Here is a 22984-nt window from a genome sequence, read left to right on the forward strand (position 1 = left end):
TCGAGTCTAGGGCGCGGGGGCGGGCTTCACCGCCGCCTCGAGGAGGGAGCGAGATACCCCTCGCGCGAGCTCGAACGGCTGCGTGAACGTCTCCATCCCGACGGTGACGATCGCGCCCTCGTAGAGCAGCATGAGGTGACACGCCATCTGGTCGGCCTGCGGCACGCCCGCCTCGCGGCAGAGCGCGCTGAACTGCTCGAGCAGCCACGTTTTCTGCCGTGCCACCTCGGGGAAGACCGGGCTGCCGTCGTGTCCGTCGCCGATCTCGGCGCGGGCGTTGATTGCGCTGCATCCCTTCGGACTGTTGGCGCCCGACCACGAGATGGCCGCGTCGAAGATCGCGAGAATGCGGTCGGTTCCAGGGTCCGGAACGCGCGCGAGGTGGTCGGCGACGTGAGTCCGCCACCGCTCGTCTCGATGCTGTAGGTACGACACGACGAGCGCCTCTTTCGAACCGAACCGGTCGTACAGAGTCTTCTTCGTCACGCCCGCGGCGTCGGCGATCGTGTCGACCCCGACGGCATGGATTCCGCGCTCGTAGAACAGCTCGGATGCCGCGTCCAGGACTCGTCGAGCGCCCGGGGTGAGAGGAGGCAGAACCGGAACGGGGGACGTCATGACGAAAGTATACCAACCTGTATAGTCAATGCCGTGAGTAAACAGGTCGGTATACTTTCGATGACGCTGACGACCATCGCGGCCGCTGCCTTCGTACTGACGTGGAGCTCGGGCTTTCTCGTCGCCGCCATTGCCACGGTGGATGTCGCGCCGACCACCCTGCTGGTCTGGCGCTTCGTTCCGCTCGCCGCGGTGCTACTCGTCATCGTCCGGGTCTCGGGCGCGGCTCGAGGTGTCACGCGCGGGACGATCCGGCGGCAAGCGACGATCGGGGTCTTCGCGCAGTTCGGCTACTGCGTGAGCGTGTACGGGTCGATCGCCGTCGGCATCACGACCGGTACGACCGCGCTCATCGACGCGGTGCAGCCCCTCGTCGTGGCGACACTCGTCGGCCCACTGCTGGGCCTGCGGGTGCGGGGCGCGCAGTGGGCGGGCCTCGGGACGGGTGCGGCCGGTGTCGCGCTGGTCGTGCAGACGCAGATCGGCGGTTCGGATGCTCCTTCGGTCGCGTACCTCCTGCCGGCCCTCGCGATGGCCTGCTTGATCGTCGGAACCTTCATCGAGCGGCGCACACGCGCCCAACCGCCGGTGCTCGTCACACTCACGGTGCACGTCACCGTGACCGCTCTCGCGATGATCCTGCTTGCAGCGGCGACCGGGACCCTCGCGCCACCGGCATCCGCGTCGTTTTGGATGGCGACGGCCTTCGCGGCACTCTCACCCACGCTCGCCGCCTACGGACTGTACTGGCGGCTGCTACGCAGGGTGGGTGTCACGGCACTCAATGCGCTGCTCTTCCTCATCGCGCCGACGACGGCGATCGCCGGGGCGATCCTGCTCGGCGAGCCGCTGACGCCGCTCACCCTCGCCGGGTTCGTCCTCTGCGGCGCGGGGGTCGCGATCGTCCTGCTCAACGGGAGTCGCGCCACCGACGTTCAGCCGATGCCGGCCGATACCGACCAGCACCGGACCGTCACCGCCACCTCCTAGGCTGGAGAAATGCGGCTCGCCACCTGGAACGTCAACTCCATCCGTGCACGCGTCGAGCGCACGGTCGCCTTCGCGGTCCGCGAAGACATCGACGTGTTGGCGATGCAAGAGATCAAATGCCGCCCCGATCAGTTCCCGTACGCGCAGTTCGAAGAGGCGGGCTACACGGTCGAGGCCCACGGCCTCAACCAGTGGAACGGTGTCGCCATTGCGAGCCGTCTGCCCCTGTCCGACATCGAACATTCCTTTCCGGGCATGCCGGGATTCGCCAAGGGACACGAGGGGCCGGATGCGCCGCTCGAAGCGCGGGCGATCGGCGCGACGATCGACGGGGTGCGCGTCTGGAGCCTCTACGTTCCCAACGGCCGCGCGCTCGATGACCCGCACTACGTCTACAAGCTCGACTGGCTGGGTGCGCTGACCGACCACGTGCGCACCACCCTGCAGCGCGACCCCGACTCGGCACTCGCCCTGGTGGGCGACTTCAACATCGTGCCGACGGATGCCGACAACGGCGACCCGTCGCTCGTGCCGGGCGTGTCGACGCACATCTCGGAGCCCGAGCGCGCCGCCTTCCGAGCGCTGGAAGAGGCGGGCCTGGCGGATGTCGTGCGTCCGCTCGTGCCGACCGGCTTCACCTACTGGGACTACAAGCAGCTGCGATTCCCCCGCAACGAGGGTCTGCGCATCGACTTCATCCTCGGCTCGCATGCCGTGTCCGACGCAGTCCGTGGCGCAGCCATTCATCGTAACGAGCGCAAGGGCGAAATTCCCAGCGACCACGTTCCGGTCGTGGCCGACCTCGAGCTTCTCGGCACGGCGGACGACGACGACGTGCCGATGATCTTCGGCTGACGCGTCGCCTTCTCCCCCGTCCGACGGATGTCCCGGCGCGCTCGTCGTCGTAGCGTGGAGGAATGAGCGACAACCTGACGATGCCCGGTCGTCGATCGCCCACGACCGCGTACCTCCGCAGCGACACTCTGCTGGCCGCGGTACTGCTCGTGGGTGGGGTCTTGAGCGCCGCCCTCACGTCGGTCGCGGGGTTGTACGGCGACGAGCAAGCCTCCCTCGCATGGGGTCTCGTCTACGCCGCGATCGTCACGGCTCCCCTCGCCCTGCGCCGCCGCTTTCCGGCAACCGTGGCCGTTGTGGTGTGCGCCGCCTACTTCGTGGCCGTCAGCCTGCGGGTTCCCGAGATCTACGTCGGGAACATCGCGATGTTTATCGCGATCTACACCGTGGGCGCCTGGGTAGACGACCGTCGCCGCGCGGCGATCGTGCGCGGCGTGATCATCGCGGGCATGTTTGTGTGGCTGCTGGTGACGACGTTCCAGGATGCGACCGCCCCGACCGAAGAGGGATTCTCGCGCGTGGGCGTCTTCTCGCCGTACGTCGCGTTCATGCTGATCCAGTTCTTCATCAACGCCCTCTACTTCGGTGGCGCCTACTACTTCGGCAACCGCGCCTACGCGGCGGCCCGCGAACGATCAGAGCTCGAAGAACGAACCGCGCAGCTCGCGCGCGAGCGCGAGGTGACCGCTCGGCAGGCGGTTGCTCTCGACCGACTCCGCATCGCCCGCGAGCTGCACGACGTCGTTGCCCACCATGTCTCAGCGATGGGAGTGCAGGCGGGCGCCGCTCGTGCGGTGCTCGACACCGATCCGGCCGCGACGCGGCGAGCGCTGTCGGGCATCGAGACATCCGCTCGGGACGCGCTCGACGAACTCCGCCACCTGCTGGGCACCTTGCGCACGCCCGATGAGCCCACCATCGAGGGGGCCGACGATGCCGCGTCCACCGTCAGACTCACGGGGTTGCCAGGACTCGTCGAGCACGCCGTCGGCGCGGGTCTGCCGACGACACTGACCGAGCTCGGCGAACCCTGGAGCGTTCCGGACGTCGTCCAGGTGAACCTGTACCGCATCGTGCAAGAGGCCCTGACGAACGCCCGTCGACACGGTGGACCCGACGCCCGCGCAGATGTGCGCCTGCGCTACAGCCCCGACGCGGTCGAGATCGAAGTCACGAACACCGGCCGCACCGGCGTGCCGACCGGCGGAGGCCTGGGACTCGTCGGCATGCGCGAGCGCGCGAGCGCCTCGGGCGGAACGATCGACGCCGGACCGCGCTCGCGCGGCGGATACCTCGTTCGTGTGCGAGTACCCCGCCAACCCGCCGCGGAGCTCTTGTGAACGCCGAAGGAACGGCGGAGCGACCCATCCGCGTCCTCCTCGCCGACGACCATGCCGTCATGCGGACGGGGTTTCGGATGATCCTCGAGGCGGCGGGAGGCATCACCGTCGTCGGCGAGGCCGAGAATGGCGCGGCAGCGGTCGAGCAAGCGAGCTCACTACGTCCCGACGTCATCTGCATGGATGTCCAGATGCCCGTACTCGACGGGCTCGAGGCGACGCGACGGATCGTGGCGGATCCCGACAGCGCGGCGGCCGTCCTGATCGTCACCACGTTCGATCGCGACGACTACCTCTTCCAAGCTCTCGCCGCCGGAGCGAGCGGATTTCTGCTGAAGAACGCGGGACCCGAAGACCTCGTCGCGGCGGTGCGCGTCGTGGCATCCGGTGACGCCCTGCTCGCGCCCGAAGTCACGCGGCGGGTCATCGCCCGGTTCGCGGGCGAATCGGAACACGCCCAGCCCGCTGCCGTTCAGTCGGCCGCGCCCGGTGGTGGCGCGCCGCCCTTCACCGAGCGCGAGGTCGACGTCCTCCGCCTGCTGGCCCAGGCCCTCAGCAACGCCGAGATCGCCGCACGACTCGTGATCGGCGAGGCGACGGTCAAGACCCACGTGTCGAACGTTCTGCAGAAGCTCGGTGCCCGCGACCGTGTCGCTGCGGTCGTCTGGGCCCACCGCAACGGCTTCGCCTGATCCCTCCTCCCCCGCGCGCCGGAGGACGAAGACCCCCCACCAGGGGGATGTCCCGCCGCCGCGCCCTCCGTAGCGTGGAATCACACTTACGGAAAGGACGACGGATGCTGCGATTGACCGGTATCACGAAGAGCTACGGGGGACGTCGAGTGCTCGACGATGTCTCGTTCGATGTCCTACCGGGTCGCCTGACGGGATTCGTCGGCGGCAACGGCGCAGGCAAGACGACGACCATGCGCATCGTCCTGGGCGTCCTCGGTAAGGACGCCGGACAGGTCGCCATCGATGGCGCCGCTGTGTCATCGTCCGACCGACGCCGGTTCGGCTACATGCCCGAGGAGCGCGGCCTGTACCCGAAGATGAAGGTGCTCGAGCACATCGTCTACCTGGCCCGCCTGCATGGCTATTCGAAGGCCGAGGCGACCACGCGGGCTCAGAGCCTGCTCAAGCAGCTCGGACTCGGCGAGCGCCTCGGCGACAACGTCGAGACCCTCTCTCTCGGCAACCAGCAGCGCGCTCAGATCGCCGCGGCGCTGGTGCACGACCCCGAGGTCCTGATCCTCGATGAACCCTTCTCGGGTCTCGACCCCCTCGCCGTCGACGTCGTCGCGGGCGTCCTGCAGGCGCGTGCAGCCGAGGGCACCGCGGTGTTGTTCTCGTCCCATCAGCTCGACGTCGTCGAGCGCCTCTGCGACGACCTCGTCATCATCGCCAACGGCACGATCCGCGCCGCGGGAAGCCGCGATAGCCTCCGCGCCCAGCACTCCGCCCAGCGCTTCGAGCTCGTCTCCGCGGCCGACGCCGGCTGGGTACGCGAGGTTCCCGGAGTCACCGTGCTCGAGTTCGACGGGGGCTATGCCCTGTTCGACACCGACACCGAAGAGACTGCGCAGGCCGTTCTGCGCCGCGCCGTCGACCGCGGTGATGTGACGAGCTTCGCGCCCCAGCATCCGACTCTCGCCCAGATCTTCAAGGAGGTCATCCAGTGAGCACCTCCACGACATCCCCCGCCAGCCTTCCGGCGCCGTCGACGGCGCAGAGCGTCTACCTGGTCGCCGAGCGCGAGATCGGGTCGAAGCTCCGCTCGAAGGCCTTCTTGATCTCGACGGCGATCCTGTTCGCGCTCGCCCTCGCCGGCGTGGTGTGGGGAGGGTTCACCGCGAGCGACAGCTCGGGCATCCCTGTCGCGGTCACCCCGGACGCGTCGTCACAGGTGCAGGGCATCGACGGTCTCGACATCACCGAGGCCGGCGATCGCGCGGCAGCCGAGATCCTCGTTCGCGACGGAGAGGTGGACGCGGCGATCGTCGGCGACTCCTCGTCGCCCGTCGGCATCACACTGATCGCGGAGTCGTCCGCGCCCACCACACTGCTGTTGCTGCTTGCTCAGACCCCCACCGTCGAACTGCTCGACCGGGACGAGACCGGCGGCGCGCTCCGCTACCTGGTCGCCATCGGGTTCGGGGCCGTCTTCCTGCTCGCGGCCTCGCTGTTCGGCGGCACGATCGCGCAGAGCGTCGTCGAAGAGAAGCAGACCCGCGTGGTAGAAATCCTGATCTCGGCCGTTCCCACTCGCGCGCTGCTCGCCGGCAAAGTGATCGGCAACACGATCCTCGCGATGGCCCAGATTCTGGGACTCGCCGCCATCGCGGTCGTCGGCCTATCCGTAACAGGCCAGACGGCGCTTCTGCAGGGTCTCGGCGGTCCCATCGCGTGGTTCGCGGTGTTCTTCTTCTTCGGCTTCATCCTGCTCGCGTCGCTGTTCGCCGCCGCGGCCGCGATGGTCTCGCGTCAGGAAGACATCGGTTCGACGACGACGCCCCTCACCATGCTGATCATGGCGCCGTACTTCCTGGTGATCTTCTTCAACGACAACCCGCTCGTGGTCGGCATCATGTCGTACGTGCCGTTCTCGGCCCCCGTGGGAATGCCGCTGCGGCTGTTCCTCGGCGACGCACAGTGGTGGGAGCCGCTGCTGTCGCTCGCGATCCTGATGGCAACCTGCATCGCGGCCATCTTCGTCGCCGCGAAGATCTACGAGAACTCGTTGCTGCGCATGGGCGGTCGGGTCAAACTCGTCGAGGCGCTGCGGGGCTGACCACGAGCTTCGGCTCCTCTTCGCGGCATCCGCGCCATCGATCGGTGGAGCGGATGCCGCGAACTGTCGCCCTCCGGGGCGCGGAGTTACGCGGGCCCGTCGGGCAGCACGAACCAGAAACTGGCACCACCCAGGTCCGAATCCTCGATGCCGATCAGGCCACCGTGCGCCTCGACGATGCGCCGGCACGTTGCGAGGCCCAGTCCGATACCGGGCGTCGAGTGATTGCCGCGCTCCATGGCGACGAACACGCGCTCGCGGTCCTCGACGGGGACTCCCGGGCCGTTGTCGTCCACGGTCACGCGCCAGCCCCCGGACACCCGCAAAGCGCGCACCTCGACGAACGGCTCCTCGCCCTCGGCCGCGGCGAACTTCACCGCGTTCGCGATGAGGTTCTGCAACAACGCCCGCAGCAGAGTCGGGTCGCCCGTGACGCGCACCGGCGCGTCGTAGACGATCCGGGCCCGCGTCTCCCGCAGCGAAGCATCCAGATCATCCGCGACGGCGCGGACGATTCTCTCCAGATCGATATCGGAGCGACTCGCGATCGCGCCGCCGGTCCGGGCGTAATCGAGCAGATCAACGATCATCGAGTCCATCCGCGAGACCGCCGACTCCGCGCGTTCGAGCGCGCGGACCGCGTGGGGCGCGTGGGCGAGCTCGGGGTCGTCGGCGGCGATCTCGATGAAACCCGAGACGGCGTTCAGCGGGTTCCGCAGATCGTGGCTCACCTGTCCCGCGAAGTGGGCGAGTTCGGCGTTCGTGCGCAGCAGGATGCGGGCGGCACGCCGCAGCTCGAGCACCTCGACGACCTGGTGTGCGAGCAACTCGAGTGCGTGGCTCGCCTCGGGCGAAAGATCGCCCACCTCATCGTCAAAGACGCACAGCGTCCCGATCGGCACCCCCGAGGGAGTGACGAGCGGACTGGACGCGTAGAAACGCACGTTCGCCACCAGCCCGGTGACGAACGGGTTGGCGGAAAAACGGGGATCTTCGCGCGCATCGGGCACCACCACATGCCCGGGATTCTCGAAGACGACGGCGCACATCGAGTCGTCGCGAGAGCACACCATCGGGTCGACACCGACGCCCGCCACCGAGTGCTGGTACCGCTCGTCGATGATGTTCACGACCGCCCGAGGCACCCCACACACGGTCGCCGCGACCTGGGCGATGCCATCGAGATCCAGCGCCGCGGGCTGCCCGATCAGCTCGTAGCCGGCGATCGCGGCCCGACGTGTCAGCTCTTGCGGTGAAGCCATGCGCGCTCTCCTTGCGGAACGAACGGGAGCGATCAGGATACGCGTGTTCAGGGGCGAACGATGGGTGACGTGACGGAAGAAGGATGCTTCAGCGCGGACGCCGCCGCTCGCCCATAGTGACCGGCGAGCGCGTCGGCGGCACCGACCAGCGCGAGATGCGACAGCGCCTGAGGGGTGTTGCCCGCGTGGCGGCGTCCACCGACGTCGTACTCCTCCGCGAGCAGACCGACGTCGTTCGCAAGTCCGCAGAGCCGGTCCATCAAGCGCGCGGCATCCTCACCCCGTCCCGACGCGGCGTACTGCTGGACGAGCCAGAACGAACAGGCCAGGAACGGATGCTCGTCGCCCGCCAGCCCGTCGACACCACTTTCCGTGCGGTACCGCAGCAGCAACCCGTCGGGCATGAGCGTCCGCTCCATCTCGGCGACGGTCGCGAGCATCCGGGGGTCATCCGGTGCGCAGTATCCGACCTGCGGAAGGATGAGCAGCGAGGCATCCACCTCGCGTGTGCCGTAGAACTGCACAAAGAACCCGCCGTCGGGGTCGACGCCGCTCGCGTCGATCTCGTCACGCATGCGGTCGCGTAGTTGCTCCCAATGCTCCGCGGGTCCCTCCAGCCCCTCCTCGCGCACTGCGCGGATACCGCGATCGAGCGCCGCCCAGATCATCACGCGCGAGTGGGTGAACATCCGCGGCTCGGCGCGAATCTCCCAGATGCCGTTGTCGAGCCGGTCCATGTTCGCCTCGACATACGTCAACAATGCGCGCTGCATGGGCCAGGACGCCTCGGACTCGGGCAATCCCGCCCTGCGGGCCTCATCGAGCGCAACCATGACCTCGCCGATCACATCGCCCTGGAACTGGTTCGCGGCACCGTTGCCGACGCGGACAGGCCCCACGCCGTCATAGCCCGGGAGGCTGTCGAGCTCGCGCTCGAACAGGTCCCGTTCGCCGCCGAGTCCGTACATGATCTGCAGCTCGGCGGGATCGCCGGCGATAGCTCGGATGAGCCATGCTCGCCAGCGATCGGCGACGCCGAGGAATCCGTGACTGATCAGCGCCTCGAGCGTGAGTGCCGCATCGCGCAGCCAAACGTAGCGATAGTCCCAGTTGCGGGTTCCGCCGAACTCTTCGGGCAACGAGGTCGTCGCGGCCGCCACGATCCCCCCGGTGTCGTGGTGGGACAGGGCACGCAACACCAGCAACGAGCGCACCACGGCGTCATGGTGCGGGCCGTCGTGGTCGATCCGCGCCGCCCAGTCCTGCCACCACTCGATCGTCGCGGCGAGCGCCCGATCGACGTCGACCACCGGGGGCGCCTCCTCATACGACTGGAACCAGGAGAGCGTGAGGTCCTCGTGCTCCCCCGCCTCCACCGTCAGCTTTCCGGCGTGCGCGTGATCGGTCGGCGCCAAGCGGGGCCCACGCACGATGACCGCGTCCGGCCCGGCGACGGCGAGCAGAGCGGGCGCTTCGTCGGTGCCGACCTGACGCACCCACGGAACGGCCCGCGCGTAGTCGAAGCGCAGCGTGAGGTGCTGCGTGAAATCCATCATCCCGCTGACCCCGACGACGCGACGGACGAGGGCCACCCCGGCGCCTCCGGTGGGCATCGTGTCCCCGCCGTGGGGCATGAAGTCCCAGACTTCCGCCACACCGCTCGCACCCTCCCAGCGCGTCACGAGCACGAAGGTGTCGTGCTCATAGCGCCGGGTGGAGATCGCGGATTCATCCGTCGGTCGCAGACTCCAGCATCCGTGCCGCCTATCACCGAGAAGCGCACCGAAGACGGATGCCGAATCGTAGCGGGGAAGACAGAGCCAATCGACACTGCCCTCGCGCGACACGAGGGCAGCCGTGCGGGTGTCGCTGAGCATGGCGTAGTCCGCGATAGGGGAAGTCATCTTCCCGATGATGTCAGCCGGGCCTGGGAGAAGCCCGCCGCCGGAGCCTGTCGGGCTCCGTCTCGGCCTTCGCGGATAGGGTGGGCGCATGACGGCCCCGACCACGCTTCTGATCCTGGGCGCCTCGGGCGACCTGACCTCGCGCCTGCTGCTGCCGGCACTCGGCGAGCTACTCACCCGTGAAAGTTGGCGGCTCGTGCACCTGCGTGGTGCCGGGATGGACGACTGGAGCGACGACCACTGGCGTGATGTCGTGCGGGCCTCGTTCGCTGCCGGCGGCGCACAGGTCGCGAACGAGGTCATCGCCTCCACGAGCTACACGCGAGCGGACATCACGAACCCCGACGACCTGCGCGCACTCGTCACCTCGACACCCGGCCGGCTCGCGCTCTACTTCGCGGTACCCCCGGCGGTCGCCGCCCGAGCGTGCGAGGCCCTCGCCGACGTCGAGCTACCGGAGGGAACCATCCTCGCCCTCGAAAAGCCGTTCGGCGTCGATGAAGAAAGCGCACGGACCCTCAACGCCACCCTGCAAGGTCTCGTCCCCGAGCAGCAGGTCTTCCGCGTCGACCACTTCCTCGGGCGGTCGACGGTGCTGAATCTGCTGGGCGTTCGTTTCGCGAACCGGGTGCTCGAGCCGGTGTGGTCTGCCGAGAACGTCGAATCCGTCGTCATCCGATACGACGAATCCCTCGCGCTCGAGGGCCGCGCCGGCTACTACGACCATGCCGGTGCGCTGACGGACATGATCCAAAGCCACCTGTTGCAGGTGCTCGCCTTTGTCGCGATGGAGCCGCCCGCGACCCTCGACGAGGTCGACCTGCGGGACGCGACATCCGCGGCCCTGCGGGCCACCGCACTGTGGGACGACGATCCCGTGCACGCGTCCCGCCGCGCCATCTACACGGCGGGAACGATCGCGGGCCGGCCGGTACCGTCGTACGTCGATGAGGATGGCGTCGATCCCGCCCGCCATACCGAGACCCTGGCGGAGCTGACCTGCGAGGTACGCAACGCCCGCTGGCAGGGCGTGCCGTTCACGCTCCGTTCGGGCAAAGCGCTTGCCGCGCGCGACGCCGAGATCATCGTGCGATTCCGCCCGGTCCGGCACCTGCCCGCGGGCTTCACGGGCGATGCCGACGGTTCGGTGCTGCGATTCACGCTCGGTCCCGACCGGATGTCGCTCGAGCTCAACGTCAACGGTGCGGATGACCCGTTCCGGCTCGAGAAAACGGTACTCACGGCCGACCTGGGCGACGGGGCACTGAAGGCCTACGGCGAGGTGCTGTCGGGCATCCTCGACGGCGACGCCACGCTCTCGGTGCGGGCCGACGCCGCGGAACAGTGCTGGCACATCGTGCAGCCCGCGATCGACGCCTGGCGTGCGGGCACCGTGCCGCTCGACGAATACGCCGCCGGGTCGAGCGGACCGACCGGGTGGGCGAGCCTGGACTGAGACGGCCCGCCCGGGCTCAGTCGACCTTGAGCACCGACAGGACGTTGCCCGCCGGGTCGCGGAACCAGGCGATATCAGGGCCCATCCCCCGCGAAATGCCACTGTCGTTCGTGCCGTAGTCGGGGTCCGTATAGATCTTGGTGACCACGCCACGGGCGTTCAGGTCATCCACCGCGGCCTCGACGTCATCGACGGGAAAGTTCAGGATCGTGAAGCTCGCGGGCTGATGAACCTGCTTGCTATAGATCAAGATGGGAGGACCCGAGGAAAGCCGTAGGCGGAGGAATCCCATCGGATCGTCCTCCACCGTCAACCCGAGCTGCTCACCGTAGAAGTGCCGCGCCGCGTCGATGTCGTCCACCGAAAACCCGCTGAAGGCGTGCTCACCCGTGAACATGTGTCCTCCTCATACCCGCGCGCACCCGTCGGTGCGCATCAGCATCCAGGCTCCTCCCGATCACCTCCGCTGTCCAGACCCGCTCGCATCACCGGACTCAGGTGTCGCCCCCGGGCCCTCGGCATCCCGGGGCTGGTTACTCTGAGACATGCCCGCCCACATCCTCGGCATCGGCACGGCCGTTCCGACCCCAGTTCTGACGCAATCTGCGGTGCGCGACCTCTTCCTCGCCCAGCCCGGCGTCGAGAAACTGACGGCACGACTGATCGGCGCGGCGTTCGATCAGTCGGCCATCGACACCCGGCACACGGTGCTTGCCGAGCTCGCGGCGCACACCGCCGAACCCTCCGCATTCCTCGACGCGGACACCCGGCAGGTGCTGTCGCCGCTGACGGGAACGCGCAATGACGTCTATCGCCACGAGGCCCCGCCACTCTTCGAGCGGGCGGCGCGGGATGCTCTGTCGCGGGCGGATGTCGAGGCATCCGCCATCACGCACGTCGTGACCGCGTCGTGCACCGGCTTCTATGCCCCGGGTCCCGACTATCGGCTCGTGCGGGACCTCGGGCTGCGCACCACCGTCGAGCGTGATCACCTGGGGTTCGTCGGCTGCGCCGCGGCGTTCCCGGCGCTCCGCCAGGCGGCACGCATATGCGCCGCCGACCCGAACGCCATGGTCCTGGTCGTGTGCGGTGAAATCTGCAGCATCCACCTGCGCGCATCGTTCGATCCCGAGCAGATCGTCGCGTCCGCGGTCTTCGCCGACGGCGCGGCCGCGGCGGTGGTGTCAGCAGAGCCTTCGCCCGTCGCCCCGAGCCTCGAGCTCGACGGTTTCGCCACCGCGCTGACGAGCGAGGGGGAGGACGACATGCGGTGGATCATCGGCGACCATGGCTTCGAGATGACGCTCACTGCGGAGGTTCCGCGCATCGTCGGACGTGAGGTGCGCGACGCGCTGGCTCCCGTCCTCAACCGCGCGGGGCAGGTCGACCTGTGGCTCGTGCACCCGGGCGGCCGAAGCATCCTGGACCGATTCGAGGCTGCGCTGGACCTGCCCGCGGACGCCCTGGAACTCTCGCGCGATGTCTTGCGCCGCTTCGGCAATATGTCGTCCGCGACGGTGCTGTTCATCATGGCGTGGATGCTCGAGGACCCTGCTCTGGCCGATGGCTCGCGCGCAATCGGCGTGGCCTTCGGGCCCGGGCTCACCGTCGAGTCGGCGCTGCTCACCGCACGCGTGCCCTCGGCACCCGTGATAGACGCGGCTGCACGGGTGGACGCGAGCGGTGCTGATGGTCCGGTCGAGCTCGACCGGAAACCCGAGCCGGTCGCCGCGGGATGACGGCCCAGACGGCGCGGCGCGACCGGACGACCCTCGCCACGCGCGCGGAGGACCTGCGCGAGCTCATGGACGATCCGGACTGCGACCCCGTGCGGCTGCGCAGAACTCTGGAGCGATTCACCCTCGTGAACCGACTGGTCGCCGCCTGGGGCACCGTCTACCGCACGAGAGTGCGCCCCGCCCTTGCCGCGACGCCGGGGCCCGTGCGGCTTCTCGACATCGGATGCGGCGGGGGCGATGTGCTGCGCGAGCTCGTTTTGCGTGCGCGAGCGGACGGGTTCGATGTGAGCGGCGTGGGGATCGACCCCGACGATCGAAGCCTGGCCGTCGCCCGCGCCGCAGGTCCGCTGCGGGGCGTCGCGTACCGACTGATCGACAGCACGGGCCTGGCCGATTCTGGCGAGCGTTTCGATGTCGTGCTTTCGAGTCACGTCATGCATCACCTCACTCCGGGTCAGTTGCGAACGGTGCTGGAGGACTCGGGGCGCCTCGCCACACGGCTGGCCGTGCACTCAGACATCGCCCGCTCGCGCCTCGCGTACGCGGCCTACGCCGTCGGCATCACGCCGCTCGCGCCGGGGAGCTTTTTGCGCACCGACGGCCTGCGCTCGATCCGGCGCAGCTGGACCCGCGCCGAGCTGACCGAGCTGGTGCCGGACGGATGGCGCGTCGAGCGCCCTGCCCCGTTCCGTCTGCTCGCCGTGCGGGACCTCACGACATGAGCGATGTGATCGTGGTCGGCGCCGGCCCGGTGGGCGTGATGGTCGCGGCCGAACTGGCCCGCCTCGGGGTCGACGTCTCGGTGATCGATGGTCGCGAGAACCCCTCGGCGGGGACGCGAGCGGTCGGACTGCACGCCGCTGCGCTCAGTGCCCTCGAGGACTCGGGGGCGACCGAGCGGCTGCTCGCCGACGCCCGACGAGTCCGGACCGGCATTGCGACGGCACAGGGTCGCCGGCTCGGGAGCGTCCACTTCGATCGGCTGCGCTCGAAGCATCCGTATGTCGCCACCCTCCCCCAGCACGCGACCGAGGCCGCGCTCGCCGCGACGGCAGCGTTCTGGGGTGCACCCGACGTGCGCCGCGGGTTGACGGCAACGCGTGTTGCTTCCGACGGCGGGTCCGGGGTCGAGCTGGAACTCCGCGACGACCACGGCGCCGCGGTGGTCGAGCGGGCACCGATCGTCGTGATCGCAACGGGGTCCCGAGGCCGTGCGGTCAGTCCGCTGACGGCAGCGGTCCGCACACGAAACTATCCCGACCGCTATCTGATGACGGATGCTCCGGACACGAGCAATGACGGCGACTCCGCGGTCGTCCGGCTCGAGGCCGACGGGGTGCTCGAGTCTTTTCCGTTACCCGACGGGATGCGCCGGTACGTCGCGTGGGTTGAATCGGGCGGGGTGGAGGCGGGGGATGCCGCGGCCGACCGCCTGCGCTCGATCGTCACTCGACGGATGGGCTACGCCGGTGGCGCGGAGGCGATCACGTGGGCCACAGCCTTCGGGGTACGCCGAGCTCTCGTCCCGGCGATGCGCGCGGGCCGGGTCTTCGCGATCGGCGACGCGGCGCACGAGGTGAGCCCCATCGGCGGCCAGGGCATGAATCTCGGACTGGTCGACGCCGCGACGCTCGCGCCCCTGCTCGCCCAGTGGGTCCGAGAGGGCGCCGCACCCGAGCCCGAGCTCGCGCGGTGGGAACAACGTCGCCTGGCGGCCGCTGTGCTCTCGGGTCGCATCGCGGCAGCCAACACGGTGTTGGGGCGTGCATTGACGCGTGTTCCCGATCGCGCGCGCGGGGCAGCGGTTCGCGTGGCCCTCGGCGGGATATCCGGAGGCATCCTGGCGCGGGCGTACGCTATGGGCTTCGATCCCGTGGCGCGGACCTCGGGGTCGCGCCACCAGCCTTCACCCGGTTAATCCACCGCCCGAGAGGACGAGCTGCAGGGCCAGGATGAGTGCCGCCGACATCACCAGCCGGAACAGCACGCGACCCGGTGCCCGATTGACGGCGAGGACGACGGTTGCGACCGCCGCGGCCACGACGAGGGCCGCGGACACCCAGGTCAGCACGCCGACACGGCCGATGTCTCCGTTCACGGATCCCCAGACGACGGCAACGGCTCCGGCGACGATTCCTCCCGCTGCGAGCACCGCTGACCAGCGTGCCCCGATCCGGTGCGGGAAGCCGCGGACCCCGGTGGCTCGATCATCGTCCAGGTCGGGCAGCACGTTCGTCAGATGTACGGCCGCACCGAGGACCGCCCCCGCAAGGCTCGCCCACCACGCGGCGATCTCGGGCTCGGATGACGCGAGAGTCGCGAGCGAAGGCAGGAGGCCGAAGCTCACGAGGAACGGCACGATCGAGATCGCGGTGGACTTCAGCCCCGCGTTGTAGGCCCAGGCAGAGGCCAGGAACACGGCGTGTGCCCCCAACATCCCGAGTCCGAGAACTGCCGAAAGCGCGAGCGCGACGACAACGGTGGTGATCGCCGCGAGCCAGGCCGTGCGGAGCGAAACATCGCCGCGCGCAATGGGCTTGTCGGTGCGCCCGACTCGACGATCACGGTCACTGTCGATCACATCGTTCGAGAGCCCGATCGAGAGCTGCCCGAAGAAGACCGAGCTCACGAGTACGGCGACCCGCCAGGCATCCAGGCCCGCCGCAATGCCCAAGCCGAGCGAGAGGGCGGTGACGACGAGCGTCGGACCGGGATGGGTCGAGCGCCAGAGGGCGAAGACGGCGCGCATGCCCGAAACCCTATCCGGCGCCCGACCGATCAGTCCTCGAGCAGCTCGGCCTCGACGATGTCATCGTCGGACGCGGCGGGCGTTGTCGGGCCGGCGCTCGTCAGCGCGAGTGACGAACCGTCGGCCGCGACATCCACCCGCACCGTGTCGCCGTCGCGGACCCCGCCCGCGAGAATCGCCATGGCGAGGCGGTCCTGGATCTCGGACTGGATGAGGCGGCGCAGCGGCCGCGCCCCGAAAGCGGGGTCGTACCCACGCTCGGCCAGCCAGGCCCGGGCATCGGGTGTGACCGCCAGGGTCAGCCGGCGCTCGTGCAGACGGCGCTGCAGGGCATCGACCGAGAGTTCGACGATCTGCGCCAGGTCGTCTTGCGTGAGCGCCTGGAAGATCACGATGTCATCGAGACGGTTGATGAACTCCGGTTTGAACGCCTGGCGCACGAGTCCCTGCACCGCGTCGCGCTTCTGCTCGATCGACAGCGTCGGGTCGATCAGGATCGGCGAACCGAGGTTCGACGTCAGGATCAAGATGACGTTCTTGAAGTCGACCGTGCGACCCTGGCCATCCGTCAGGCGTCCGTCATCCATCACCTGCAGCAAGACGTCGAAGACCTCGGGATGCGCCTTCTCGACCTCGTCGAGCAGCACAACGGAATAGGGGCGGCGACGCACCGCCTCGGTCAGCTGGCCGCCCTGCTCGTAGCCGATGTACCCCGGAGGGGCCCCGACCAGCCGCGAGACCGAGTGCTTCTCGCCGTACTCCGACATGTCGATACGCACCATGGCGTGCTCGTCGTCGAAGAGGAACGCGGCGAGCGCTTTCGCCAGCTCGGTCTTACCGACGCCGGTAGGACCGAGGAAGAGGAAGGATCCGGTGGGCCGGGCGGGGTCGCTGATGCCCGCGCGCGAGCGGCGCACGGCATCCGAGACGGCTTTGACCGCGTCCTTCTGCCCGATCAGGCGCTTGCCGAGCTCGGACTCGAGGTGCAGCAGCTTCTCGGTCTCTCCCTGAAGCAGGCGACCGACGGGGATCCCGGTCCACGCCGCGATGACCGATGCGATGTCCTCGTCGGTCACCTGATCCCCCACCATGCGCTCCTCGGTCGACTCGGCGCGCTCTGCCTCCATCAACTGGCGCTCGAGCGCCGGAATGTCGGCGTAGAGCAGGCGGGATGCGCGTTCGAGGTTGCCCTCGCGCTGAGCCCGCTCGGCCTCGACCCGCGCGGCGTCGAGCCGCGTCTTGAGGTCACCCACTCGGTTGAGCGAGGCGCGCTCGCGCTCCCACCGCCCCTGTAGCTCGCCGAGGCGCTCCTCCTGCGATGCCAGGTCGGTGCGGAGCTTGCCGAGACGCTCTTTGGATGCCTCGTCCTTCTCCTTCTTCAGGGCCATCTCTTCGAGCTTCAGTCGATCGACGTGCCGGCGCAGCTCGTCGATCTCGAGCGGCGCCGAGTCGATCTCCATGCGCAGGCGTGAGGCGGCCTCGTCGATCAGGTCGATCGCCTTGTCGGGCAACTGACGACTCGGAATGTACCGATTCGACAGGCTCGCGGCGGCGACGAGCGCGGCGTCCGCGATGGCAACCTTGTGGTGCGCCTCGTAACGCTCCTTGAGGCCGCGCAGGATCGCGATCGTGTCTTCGACCGTGGGCTCGCCGACGTATACCTGCTGGAAGCGCCGTTCGAGCGCGGCATCCTTCTCGATGAACTCGCGGTATTCGTTGAGCGTCGTCGCGCCGATCATGCGCAGCTCACCGCGCGCCAGCATGGGCTTGAGCATGTTGGATGCCGCAACCGAGCCCTCGCCGCCGCCCGCACCCATGAGCACGTGCAGCTCGTCGATGAACGTGATGATCCGGCCATCCGACTCGGTGATCTCTTTCAGGACGCTCTTCAGGCGCTCCTCGAACTGACCGCGATACATCGCGCCGGCGACGAGGGCCGAGATGTCGAGGCTCACGAGTTCTTTGTCGCGGAGCGAGTCGGCGACGTCGCCCGCGACGATGCGCTGGGCGAGACCTTCGACGACGGCGGTCTTTCCGACGCCGGGCTCGCCGATGAGGACGGGGTTGTTCTTGGTGCGGCGCGTGAGCACCTGGCTGACGCGCCGGATCTCGGCGTCACGGCCGATGACAGGGTCGAGCTTGCCCTGGCGGGCACGGTCGGTGAGGTTGATGCCGAACTGTTCGAGGGGGCTTTGTTGCTCCTCCTGTCCGGGCTGTTGCGTGGCGTTCATGTGTCTCCTGAAATCTGCGACTCTAAAGTTGAGCCTTATTGACTCAACTTTAGCACCCCGCTAGTCGTTGAGCAATGGACTGGCGGCGTGGCGGCTCGCAGGCGGTGCGCACCCCTTTTTGTCATACTGGAAGGCAGTATTGCAGTATTCGAATTACTGGTGACGCTTGCGATTGTTCTCAGTACGCATCCACAGCTACTCTGATGTCATGGAATTACGCGACATCTGCAGCATTCGCTCAGGGCTCACCCTGCGCGAAAGGCTCAGCGACGTCCGCCAGGGCGGAACTCTGGCGGTGCAGCAGGGTGATCTGACGGCCGCAGGTGAGTTCGTCGCGACAAAAGCGATCCGCATTGCCGCCCCCAATCGATCGTCACACCGGATCTCTTCCGAGGAGCTCGTCTTCCGATCGCGGGGACCCTTTTGGAGCGCCTGGGCACCGGGCGACTACCGAGAACCGCTCGTTGCTATCGCGCCCCTGTTCATCCTGACGCCTGTCACCGACATCGATGCGGCGTACGTGGCGTGGTACATCGGTCGTCCCGACGCTCAGAACTACCTGGCCTCCGAGGCCGTGGGGACAGGGGTCAAGATGATCTCTCGAGGCGTGCTCGAACGGCTACCGATCGTTGCTCCACCGCTGGCGACGCAGCGCGCGATCGCCGCTGCCGCAATGATCGCCGACCGGGAGCGCCGGCTCGCGCAACGCTTGGCCGATCTGAAACACTCCCTCGTCTCGACCGGTCTCGATGCCGCTACCCGACAGCCCGCCCAGATACCTACCAGCAGGAGCGCCCGATGAGCCCGACCGTCACCCAGCAGCAGGTCAACAATGCCGCGTGGGCCGCCTGCGACACCTTCCGAGGCGTCGTGGATGCGACGCAGTACAAGGACTACGTGCTCGTGATGCTGTTTCTGAAGTACATCTCCGATATCTGGATCGAAGATCGTGAGCGCTTCGACGCACAGTTCGCGGGCGATCCCCGTCGCGACGAGAAGATCGAACGTCTCCTTCAGCGCGAGCGCTTCATCCTGCCCGAGAGCAGCAGCTTCTATGCGCTGTACGAGCAGCGGAAGGCCGCCAACATCGGCGAGCTCATCAATATCGCACTCGACGACATCGAGGAGAAGAACAAGGTCAAACTCGATGGCGTCTTCCGGAACATCGACTTCAACTCCGAGTCAAATCTCGGCGAGACGAAAGAGCGCAACCGCCGCCTCGTGCACCTGCTCGAAGACTTCCACAAGCCCGCCCTCGATCTGCGCCCCTCGCGGGTCAGCGACGACATCATCGGCGAGACGTACATCTATCTGATCTCGCGCTTCGCTTCGGATGCGGGCAAGAAGGCGGGCGAGTTTTACACACCACGCTCGGTGTCGACATTGCTCGCCAAGCTCGCCGCTCCGCGGCCCGGCGACACGATCTTCGACCCGGCCTGTGGATCGGGGTCCCTTCTCGTCGAGGCCGCACGCGAAGTCGGTTCGAAGAACTACGCGCTCTACGGCCAAGAGGTCAACGGCGCGACCTCCGCCCTGGCCCGCATGAACATGTTCATGCACGCGAACGACTCGGCGACGATCGAGTGGGGCAACACGCTCACCGACCCGAAGCTGCTCGAGGGTGCCCATCTCCGTCAGTTCGACATCGTGGTCGCAAACCCGCCCTTCTCTCTTGACAAGTGGGGTGCCGACGACGCTTCTGCCGACCCCTACAAGCGGTACTGGCGCGGTGTCCCCCCGAAGAGCAAGGGCGACTACGCATTCATCACTCACATGATCGAGGTGGCGAAGCGGCAGACCGGCCGGGTCGCCGTCATCGTCCCCCACGGCGTGCTCTTTCGCGGAGCGGCTGAGGGCCGCATCCGCAAGGCGCTCATCGAAGAGAATCTGCTGGATGCCGTCATCGGGCTCCCGTCGAACCTGTTCACGACGACAGGCATTCCGGTCGCCATCCTCATCTTCGACCGATCACGTGAGGCAGGTGGGGCGAACGCCGACCGCGAGGATGTACTCTTCATCGACGCGAGCCGCGAGTTCACCCCGGCCAAATCGCAGAGCCTGCTCGAGCCGCTTCACATCGACAAGATCGTCGAGACGTTCCGCGACCGTGCCGAAATCGAGCGCTACTCGCGCCGGGCGCGTATAGAAGAGATCGCAGAGAACGACTTCAACCTCAACATCCCTCGCTACGTCGACACCTTCGAACCGGAGGCCGAGGTCGACATCGCCGCCGTGCAACGCGAGATCGAGCAGGTTGAGGCCGAGCTTGTCGAGGTGCGCGTACGCATGGCCGGCTACCTGAAGGAGCTGGGCATCGATGGCTGAGTCCGAGCCCGCGGGCGAGATCGTCCTCTACACGACAGAGGACGGCTTGGCGAACGTCCAACTGCGTGCGATCGACGGCACGGCGTGGCTGTCGCAGCGCGACATCGCGGGACTGTTCCAGGTGACTCCACAGGCGATCACGCAACACGTCCAAACCATCTACGGCGACGGTGAATTGACCGAGGCCGCAACTTGTAACGATTACTTACAAGTTCGAACCGAGGGTGCGCGCGAAGTGACCCGCTCGGTGCGGCACTACAACCTCGACATGATCCTTGCCATCGGTTACCGCGTGCGATCGCCGCGGGGCACGCAATTTAGGCGGTGGGCGACGACTGTGCTCGCCGAGTACCTCGTCAAGGGGTTCGCGATGGATGACGCGAAGCTCAAAGACGCGCCGCAGTGGGACTACTTCGACGAGTGGCTCGAGCGCGATGTGAGCGTCGGCAAGAACTACCTGAACGAGAACGAACTCTCAGAACTCAACCGTGTGGTGACGATGTACCTCGACTTCGCTGAGGACCAGGCCCGCCGCCGCCAGGTCGTGACGATGGCGGAGTGGGCCGACAAGCTCGACGCGTTCCTCCAGTTCAACGGCCGAGACCTGCTCACGAACGCCGGTGGAATGCAGGCTGCGGTCGCAAAGCGTCTGGCCGAGACTCGCTACGACGAGTTCGACGCCCAGCGTCGCAATATCGAGTCTGTCGAAGCGGATGTCGCAGACTTCGCCACGATCGAGAAGCTCGGGAGGGATGCCGAGTGAGCAACGAGGGATGGACCGATGGAACCGTCGCGGACGCAGTCACACGCATTAGAGCGGGTTTTAGCGCGTCGGGCAACGATCGTCCCGCGAGAGAAGGTGAACTGGGCGTACTCAAGACGGGTGCTGTCCTCGGCAGCAGGTTCAGAGCGCAAGAACATAAGGCAGTCACGGACAAGCCGGAGCTGCTTCGAGTGCCCGTCAGGCGGAACACAGTCCTGTTGGGGCGCAAGAACTCTGCGGAGATGGTGGGCGCCGCTGTTCACATCGATAGTGACCATCCCTCGCTCTATCTTTCCGACCTGATTTGGGAGCTCACCCCCGCGCTTGATGTCAGCTCACACTGGCTTGCGTACGCTCTCCAGTCAGACCATATGCGGCAACGCATTCGGTTGAGTGCTAGCGGCACACAATCGACGATGAAGAACCTCAATCGCGAGGTCTTCCTGTCCCTCCCTCTGAGATTCCCCTCGCTCCCTGAGCAGCGAAGAATCGCCGATATTCTCCGCGCATGGGATAGCGCGATCGCCGCGGTCGAAAGACTGATCGTTTCTGCACAGTCAAGGTACGCCGTGACCGTCAACGTCCTAGCGGGCGTTCGATCCGACTCCCACCGCCTCGGCGACGCGACCCATGAGTTGACCGCGCGCAACGCCACCGATCGTTTCGAACGCTCCGATGTCATGGGAGTCTCGAACAAGAACGGCATCGTGCCCATGCGAGCACAGACGATCGCTCTCGACCTTTCGCGATACCAGATTCTTCCCCCTCGCTCCTTCGCCTATAACCCGATGCGTATCGACGTGGGCTCGATCGCGATGTCACGCCTCGATCGAGACGTGATCGTCAGCCCCGACTACGTGCTCTTCGCCTGCGACGCCGACCTGTTGCCCGAGTACCTCGATCACGTTCTCGAGACGCAGCGCTGGCGACATGACGTCGGCGCTGGAGCGTCCGGGAGCGTGAGGACCCGCACCTACTACGACGATTTGGCCGCGATCCGCATCCATCTGCCAGGGATCGACGAGCAGCGGCGCATCGCCGGCGCTCTCGACGCGATGCGCGACGAGGTCGCGCTCCTCGACCGTAAGGTCGCGCTCCTCCGCGAGCAGAAGCGCGGACTCGCGCAAAAACTCCTCTCCGGCGAGATCCGCGTCACTGCGGAGGCACCCGATGACTAGTGCGACCGAAGCGGCATTCTCGGACTACATCGTCTACGTCGACGAGAGCGGCGACCACAGCCTGACGCCGATCAACGCGGACTTTCCGATGTTCACGCTCGCTTTCTGCGTCTTCAAAAAGGAGAACTACATCGATGGCGTGGTGCCCACCCTCGAACGACTGAAGTTTGATTTCTGGGGCCATGACGCTGTGGTTCTTCACGAGGCCGACATCTGCAAGCAGACGGGCGCGTTCAGCATCCTGCGTAGCGACCCCGCGCTTCGCGCTCGCTTTTTCGAACGACTCAACAGCGCGATAGAAGGCGCCGCATTCGACGTGATCGCGTCCACAATCGACAAACGGCGATTGGTCGACCGCTACCCGGCACCGATGAGCCCGTACGAAATCGCGCTGCTTTTCTGCATGGAACGGCTGCTCGAGCTGCTCATCAACCGGTTTCAGCGCGGACGACGCGTTCAGATCGTCTTCGAGAGCCGCGGACGCAATGAAGACCGCGATCTAAAACTCGAGTTCCGGCGCATCAGCGCCAACCGTTCCGGCTGGGGGTATCGGCGAATGGATTTCGGTCTGATCGATTTCGAGTGTCTGATCGTCCCGAAGGCCGCCAACTCAAGCGGGCTGCAACTCGCCGATCTCGTCGCTCGACCCATCGCCCTGCGTGCACTGCGGCCAGACCAGCCGAATCGCGCCTACGACCTGATCGACCCGAAGCTCCGCTACGGGAAGGTGTTCCCATGATCCGGCAGGAAAACGAAAGGACCCGGGCATTCCCAGGTCCTTGTC

Annotated in this window: 21 protein-coding genes; 15 read left to right on the plus strand and 6 right to left on the minus strand. The window is 67.3% G+C overall.

Features of this window, described 5'->3' with window-relative positions:
• Positions 1–6: 6 nt before the first annotated feature.
• Positions 7–618 carry a TetR/AcrR family transcriptional regulator gene (locus ACT9TC_RS07790; RefSeq protein ID WP_458042794.1) on the minus strand — a complete coding sequence of 204 codons (612 nt, stop codon included), beginning with the start codon at positions 616–618 and terminating at the stop codon, positions 7–9.
• Between the two features lie 60 nt (positions 619–678).
• Between ACT9TC_RS07790 and ACT9TC_RS07795 the strand changes: the two genes are divergently transcribed.
• The 6 genes from ACT9TC_RS07795 to ACT9TC_RS07820 all read left to right on the plus strand — a co-directional run bounded on the left by ACT9TC_RS07795 (position 679) and on the right by ACT9TC_RS07820 (position 6593).
• Complete coding sequence (locus tag ACT9TC_RS07795) at positions 679–1608, plus strand: DMT family transporter (RefSeq protein ID WP_458042795.1); 930 nt, start codon at positions 679–681, stop codon at positions 1606–1608.
• Between the two features lie 9 nt (positions 1609–1617).
• A complete protein-coding gene (locus ACT9TC_RS07800) occupies positions 1618–2463 on the plus strand; it encodes an exodeoxyribonuclease III (RefSeq protein ID WP_458042796.1) in 846 nt (281 codons plus the stop codon).
• A gap of 62 nt (positions 2464–2525) precedes the next feature.
• Entirely contained in the window at positions 2526–3803 is a 1278-nt protein-coding gene (locus tag ACT9TC_RS07805; protein WP_458042797.1) for a sensor histidine kinase, read from the plus strand.
• A gap of 59 nt (positions 3804–3862) precedes the next feature.
• Positions 3863–4495, plus strand: a complete 633-nt coding sequence (locus tag ACT9TC_RS07810) for a response regulator (RefSeq protein WP_458042895.1) — start codon at positions 3863–3865, stop codon at positions 4493–4495.
• Between the two features lie 104 nt (positions 4496–4599).
• A complete protein-coding gene (locus tag ACT9TC_RS07815; protein WP_458042798.1) occupies positions 4600–5484 on the plus strand; it encodes an ABC transporter ATP-binding protein in 885 nt (294 codons plus the stop codon).
• Positions 5481–6593 carry an ABC transporter permease gene (locus ACT9TC_RS07820; protein WP_458042799.1) on the plus strand — a complete coding sequence of 371 codons (1113 nt, stop codon included), beginning with the start codon at positions 5481–5483 and terminating at the stop codon, positions 6591–6593. The genes ACT9TC_RS07815 and ACT9TC_RS07820 overlap by 4 nt, the downstream gene beginning before the upstream one ends.
• An 86-nt stretch (positions 6594–6679) precedes the next feature.
• On the opposite strand, the gene ACT9TC_RS07825 is transcribed toward ACT9TC_RS07820, so the two are convergent.
• A complete protein-coding gene (locus ACT9TC_RS07825; RefSeq protein ID WP_458042800.1) occupies positions 6680–7855 on the minus strand; it encodes a GAF domain-containing sensor histidine kinase in 1176 nt (391 codons plus the stop codon).
• A gap of 47 nt (positions 7856–7902) precedes the next feature.
• A complete protein-coding gene (locus ACT9TC_RS07830; protein WP_458042801.1) occupies positions 7903–9759 on the minus strand; it encodes a glycoside hydrolase family 15 protein in 1857 nt (618 codons plus the stop codon).
• Between the two features lie 88 nt (positions 9760–9847).
• Here ACT9TC_RS07830 and ACT9TC_RS07835 point away from each other — a divergent pair, with 88 nt between their 5' ends.
• Positions 9848–11215, plus strand: a complete 1368-nt coding sequence (locus tag ACT9TC_RS07835) for a glucose-6-phosphate dehydrogenase (protein ID WP_458042802.1) — start codon at positions 9848–9850, stop codon at positions 11213–11215.
• 16 nt (positions 11216–11231) lie between these two features.
• Here ACT9TC_RS07835 and ACT9TC_RS07840 read toward each other — a convergent pair whose 3' ends face one another.
• Entirely contained in the window at positions 11232–11612 is a 381-nt protein-coding gene (locus ACT9TC_RS07840) for a VOC family protein (RefSeq protein ID WP_458042803.1), read from the minus strand.
• Between the two features lie 148 nt (positions 11613–11760).
• On the opposite strand from ACT9TC_RS07840, the gene ACT9TC_RS07845 reads away from it, so the two are divergent.
• Genes ACT9TC_RS07845 through ACT9TC_RS07855 form a run of 3 tightly spaced genes read left to right on the plus strand, consistent with a single transcriptional unit; the run spans position 11761 to position 14872 of the window.
• Positions 11761–12954 (plus strand): type III polyketide synthase, encoded by a 1194-nt coding sequence (locus ACT9TC_RS07845; RefSeq protein ID WP_458042804.1) that lies wholly within the window; start codon positions 11761–11763, stop codon positions 12952–12954.
• Positions 12951–13676, plus strand: coding sequence for a methyltransferase domain-containing protein (locus ACT9TC_RS07850; protein ID WP_458042805.1), 726 nt, complete (start codon positions 12951–12953; stop codon positions 13674–13676). The genes ACT9TC_RS07845 and ACT9TC_RS07850 overlap by 4 nt, the downstream gene beginning before the upstream one ends.
• Complete coding sequence (locus tag ACT9TC_RS07855; protein ID WP_458042806.1) at positions 13673–14872, plus strand: FAD-dependent oxidoreductase; 1200 nt, start codon at positions 13673–13675, stop codon at positions 14870–14872. The genes ACT9TC_RS07850 and ACT9TC_RS07855 overlap by 4 nt, the downstream gene beginning before the upstream one ends.
• Here ACT9TC_RS07855 and ACT9TC_RS07860 read toward each other — a convergent pair.
• Both ACT9TC_RS07860 and ACT9TC_RS07865 read right to left on the minus strand, forming a co-directional pair.
• Entirely contained in the window at positions 14861–15703 is an 843-nt protein-coding gene (locus ACT9TC_RS07860) for a UbiA family prenyltransferase (protein WP_458042807.1), read from the minus strand. The two genes, ACT9TC_RS07855 and ACT9TC_RS07860, sit on opposite strands and share 12 nt — an antisense overlap.
• A gap of 29 nt (positions 15704–15732) precedes the next feature.
• Positions 15733–17934, minus strand: a complete 2202-nt coding sequence (locus ACT9TC_RS07865) for an ATP-dependent Clp protease ATP-binding subunit (protein WP_458042808.1) — start codon at positions 17932–17934, stop codon at positions 15733–15735.
• A 208-nt stretch (positions 17935–18142) separates the two neighbouring features.
• Between ACT9TC_RS07865 and ACT9TC_RS07870 the strand changes: the two genes are divergently transcribed.
• From ACT9TC_RS07870 to ACT9TC_RS07890, 5 genes are read left to right on the plus strand one after another with little or no spacing between them, the layout of a single operon-like run.
• Positions 18143–18736 (plus strand): hypothetical protein, encoded by a 594-nt coding sequence (locus tag ACT9TC_RS07870; RefSeq protein WP_458042809.1) that lies wholly within the window; start codon positions 18143–18145, stop codon positions 18734–18736.
• Positions 18733–20259: a type I restriction-modification system subunit M gene (locus ACT9TC_RS07875; RefSeq protein WP_458042810.1), complete on the plus strand. Its 1527-nt coding sequence runs from the start codon at positions 18733–18735 to the stop codon at positions 20257–20259. The genes ACT9TC_RS07870 and ACT9TC_RS07875 overlap by 4 nt, the downstream gene beginning before the upstream one ends.
• The gene (rhuM, locus tag ACT9TC_RS07880) at positions 20252–21022 is read left to right on the plus strand and encodes a RhuM family protein (protein WP_458042811.1); all 771 of its coding nucleotides are present in this window, start codon (positions 20252–20254) and stop codon (positions 21020–21022) included. The genes ACT9TC_RS07875 and rhuM overlap by 8 nt, the downstream gene beginning before the upstream one ends.
• Entirely contained in the window at positions 21019–22200 is a 1182-nt protein-coding gene (locus tag ACT9TC_RS07885) for a restriction endonuclease subunit S (protein WP_458042812.1), read from the plus strand. The genes rhuM and ACT9TC_RS07885 overlap by 4 nt, the downstream gene beginning before the upstream one ends.
• Positions 22193–22939 carry a DUF3800 domain-containing protein gene (locus ACT9TC_RS07890; protein WP_458042813.1) on the plus strand — a complete coding sequence of 249 codons (747 nt, stop codon included), beginning with the start codon at positions 22193–22195 and terminating at the stop codon, positions 22937–22939. The genes ACT9TC_RS07885 and ACT9TC_RS07890 overlap by 8 nt, the downstream gene beginning before the upstream one ends.
• The last annotated feature ends 45 nt before the right edge of the window (positions 22940–22984 follow it).

The sequence above is a fragment of the Microbacterium sp. HM-570 genome (genome assembly GCF_054165885.1).

Coding starts and splice junctions, on each gene's coding strand:
- ACT9TC_RS07850 (WP_458042805.1), top strand. CDS start 12,951: ATGACGGCCCAGACGGCGCGGCGCGACCGGACGACCCTCGCCACGCGC.
- ACT9TC_RS07805 (WP_458042797.1), top strand. CDS start 2,526: ATGAGCGACAACCTGACGATGCCCGGTCGTCGATCGCCCACGACCGCG.
- ACT9TC_RS07855 (WP_458042806.1), top strand. CDS start 13,673: ATGAGCGATGTGATCGTGGTCGGCGCCGGCCCGGTGGGCGTGATGGTC.
- ACT9TC_RS07845 (WP_458042804.1), top strand. CDS start 11,761: ATGCCCGCCCACATCCTCGGCATCGGCACGGCCGTTCCGACCCCAGTT.
- ACT9TC_RS07790 (WP_458042794.1), bottom strand. CDS start 618: ATGACGTCCCCCGTTCCGGTTCTGCCTCCTCTCACCCCGGGCGCTCGA.
- ACT9TC_RS07860 (WP_458042807.1), bottom strand. CDS start 15,703: ATGCGCGCCGTCTTCGCCCTCTGGCGCTCGACCCATCCCGGTCCGACG.
- ACT9TC_RS07800 (WP_458042796.1), top strand. CDS start 1,618: ATGCGGCTCGCCACCTGGAACGTCAACTCCATCCGTGCACGCGTCGAG.
- ACT9TC_RS07810 (WP_458042895.1), top strand. CDS start 3,863: ATGCGGACGGGGTTTCGGATGATCCTCGAGGCGGCGGGAGGCATCACC.
- ACT9TC_RS07840 (WP_458042803.1), bottom strand. CDS start 11,612: ATGTTCACGGGTGAGCACGCCTTCAGCGGGTTTTCGGTGGACGACATC.
- ACT9TC_RS07795 (WP_458042795.1), top strand. CDS start 679: ATGACGCTGACGACCATCGCGGCCGCTGCCTTCGTACTGACGTGGAGC.
- ACT9TC_RS07875 (WP_458042810.1), top strand. CDS start 18,733: ATGAGCCCGACCGTCACCCAGCAGCAGGTCAACAATGCCGCGTGGGCC.
- ACT9TC_RS07870 (WP_458042809.1), top strand. CDS start 18,143: ATGGAATTACGCGACATCTGCAGCATTCGCTCAGGGCTCACCCTGCGC.
- rhuM (WP_458042811.1), top strand. CDS start 20,252: ATGGCTGAGTCCGAGCCCGCGGGCGAGATCGTCCTCTACACGACAGAG.
- ACT9TC_RS07835 (WP_458042802.1), top strand. CDS start 9,848: ATGACGGCCCCGACCACGCTTCTGATCCTGGGCGCCTCGGGCGACCTG.
- ACT9TC_RS07890 (WP_458042813.1), top strand. CDS start 22,193: ATGACTAGTGCGACCGAAGCGGCATTCTCGGACTACATCGTCTACGTC.
- ACT9TC_RS07825 (WP_458042800.1), bottom strand. CDS start 7,855: ATGGCTTCACCGCAAGAGCTGACACGTCGGGCCGCGATCGCCGGCTAC.
- ACT9TC_RS07865 (WP_458042808.1), bottom strand. CDS start 17,934: ATGAACGCCACGCAACAGCCCGGACAGGAGGAGCAACAAAGCCCCCTC.
- ACT9TC_RS07830 (WP_458042801.1), bottom strand. CDS start 9,759: ATGACTTCCCCTATCGCGGACTACGCCATGCTCAGCGACACCCGCACG.
- ACT9TC_RS07815 (WP_458042798.1), top strand. CDS start 4,600: ATGCTGCGATTGACCGGTATCACGAAGAGCTACGGGGGACGTCGAGTG.